Consider the following 2,605-nt stretch of genomic DNA (forward strand, 5'->3'; position numbering starts at 1 on the left):
TCGCCGCGTCGCCCGCCGCCGGATCGAGCGACTGGATCGTCGCCGAGATCGATCCGATCGTGGTGAGAAGGCCCCAGAACGTGCCGAGAAGGCCGAGGAAGACGAGAAGGCCGACGAGATAGCGCGAGACGTCGCGCTGCTCGTCGAGGCGCCCGCCGACGGAATCGAGGATGGCGCGCACCGACGGGGCGGGGAGCGTGCGCGGCATCGCGCCGTGGCCGATCATCGCCTCCATCGGCGCGAGCAGCACCGGCGAGCGCGCGCGGCGCTCGCGATCGTTGTCGCGAAGCGCGTTCAGCCAGCGCACCTCGCGCGCCAGTCGCGCGATCTGGAGGACCGCCATCAGGATGCCGACGGCGAGGACGCCGAGGATCAGGCCGTTGAGGCCCGGATTGGTCGAGAAGGCCTGGATGACCTGCCGGCCGAGGATCATCGCCACGAACCCGGCGAGCGCCAGGAATACCAGCATCGCCCACAGGAAGACGAGCGGGCTGGAGAACCGTTCCGGCCCCCCATGCGGGATGGGGCGGCCGTCGGGAGGAGAACTCGAAACCTGCATCGATACGGCACCCGCTTGGCGAAGTCGCTGGCTGGCCGCGAAGCTAGCCGAGCGGGCGCGCGCTGCAAACCGGTTTTTCGGCAAAAGCGCGCGGCTCACAAGGCTTTGGCGGCCCGAAACGGGGCCGCCGGGACACGCCGTCCGGCGTCAGGAAGCGGCCTCGGGCGCGTCCGCCTCTTCGGCCTTGGGCTTGGGCGTTCCGCGCATGGCGGTCGCCGCCTTCTTCAGCTCGCCCACCAGCGCCCGGTGGACGATCTCGTTGCCGCAGGCGATGTCGCCCTCCACGAACTCGAACTTCGAGCCGTCGGAATGGGTGACGAAGCCGCCGGCCTCGCGCACCAGCATCGAACCGGCCGCCACGTCCCAGGGCTGGAGGGAGTGCTCCCAGAAGCCGTCGATGCGGCCCGCCGCGACATAGGCGAGGTTCAGCGACGCCGAGCCGAAGGCACGGATGCCGGCCGCCTCGCCCATCATCTTGCGGGCCTCGAAGAGGTAGCGCGCGTGGTCGGCGTGGCCGAGATGGGGGATGCCCGTCGCCAAGACGCATTCGGCCAGCTTGGTGCGCGCGGCGACGCGGATGCGCCGGTCGTTCAGGAAGGCGCCGCCGCCCTTCTCGGCCGAATAGAGCTCGTCCGTGGCCGGGTTGAAGATCACGCCGGCGACGATCTGGCCGTCGCGCTCAAGCCCGATCGAGATCGCAAAATGCGGGATGCCGTGCAGGAAGTTGGTGGTGCCGTCAAGCGGATCGACGATCCAGCGGTGCTGGGGATCGCGGCCCTCGATCGCGCCGCGCTCCTCCATCAGGAAGCCCCAGTCGGGCCGCGCGCGCGACAGCTCCTGGAAGACGATCTCCTCGGCCTTGCGATCGGCATGCGACACGAAGTCGGCCGGTCCCTTCATCGAGACCTGGAGGTTCTGCACCTCGCCGAAATCGCGCGTGAGCGAGCGCCCCGCCTTCATGGCGGCCTGCGTCATCACGTTCATCAGCGCCGAACGGGCCATGGCTTCAACTTTCCTGACAACAATCGAAAGAACGGGCGGAGACCGCCTTTGGCGGACGCCGCGCTCCCGCAGCCGGACGCGGCGCGGGACGAAATGGGGAACGGGCGCCTTGGAACCACAAAACGCCGGTCGGTTCAAGTCCGGGGCGTCAGCTCGCGCGGAAGCGGTTGGCGGCTTCGAGCGCCCCCTTCTGGTCGGCATCCGGCAGGGTGCGGAACCAGCCATCCAGCGTCGCGTCGGAGTTGGAGGCGCGCCGGGCGAGCACCGTCCACATCGCCGCCTGCGCCCGGTCGCGCGGGGTGCCGACGCCGTCCTTGTAGAGATGGGCCATGCGGTTGACGGCGATCGGATTGCCGCGCTCGGCCGCGCCCTTCAGCCAGCGGAAGCCCTCCACCGGGTCCGGCACCCCGCCCCGGCCGTTGATCAGCCAGATGCCGAGCTCGATCTGCGCGGTGTCGCTGCCGCCCTTGGCGGCTTCCGTCAGCCAGCGGCGCGCCTCCGCGTCGTCGGCCTTCTCGACGCCCTTGCCGTAGGCGTAGAGCTGGGAGAGCGCGTATTGCGCGTCGGGCAGGCCGGATTCGGCCGCCTTGCGGAAATAGCCGGCGGCATCGCCGAAGCCGCCGGTCGGCGCGGCGCGGATCAACATCTGGCCGTAGTTGTAGGCCGCGAGCGGGTTGCCGGCATCGGCCGCCGCCTTCATCAGGTCGCGGGCCATGGCGTCGTCGTGCGCGACGGCGCGCCCCTCGATCAGGAGCATCGCGTAGCGGAATTGGGCCTCCGGCACGCCGGCCTTGGCCGCGACGCCGTACCAGCGCGCCGCCTCGGTCTCGTCGCGCGGCACGCCGAGGCCGCGCCCGTAGATCTCGCCGAGCAGCGTCTGCGCCGCCGGGTCGCCGAGATTGGCGAGCGGCTCGGCGATCCGGAGCGCCGAGAGATAGTAGCCGCGCTGGAAGGCGCCGTAGGCCTGCGCGCGGGCCGAGGTGCCGTCGGCGGCGGTGGGATCGTCGGTGGCCTTCGCGACCGGCGTCGGCAGGAGGTTGGGCG

The 2,605-nt window shown here is 70.9% G+C and carries 2 protein-coding genes and 1 pseudogene; all 3 read right to left on the minus strand.

What is annotated here, in order from left to right; translation table 11 throughout:
• Window positions 1-559, minus strand: a pseudogene (locus QZ753_RS10710) (flagellar motor protein MotA); the annotation flags it as partial.
• Between the two features lie 147 nt (window positions 560-706).
• Window positions 707-1,561, minus strand: coding sequence for an inositol monophosphatase family protein (locus QZ753_RS10715; protein ID WP_294643577.1), 855 nt, complete (start codon window positions 1,559-1,561; stop codon window positions 707-709).
• A 148-nt stretch (window positions 1,562-1,709) separates the two neighbouring features.
• Window positions 1,710-2,605, minus strand: an 896-nt coding sequence (locus QZ753_RS10720; RefSeq protein WP_294643579.1) for a tetratricopeptide repeat protein, incomplete at its 5' end; no start/stop codon positions are given.

It is taken from the genome of uncultured Aureimonas sp. (assembly GCF_913775355.1).
GTDB lineage: Bacteria > Pseudomonadota > Alphaproteobacteria > Rhizobiales > Rhizobiaceae > Aureimonas.

What these genes read in the sequence shown, in the direction of transcription:
- QZ753_RS10715 (WP_294643577.1), bottom strand. Translation starts at nt 1,561, where the DNA reads ATGGCCCGTTCGGCGCTGATGAACGTGATGACGCAGGCCGCCATGAAG.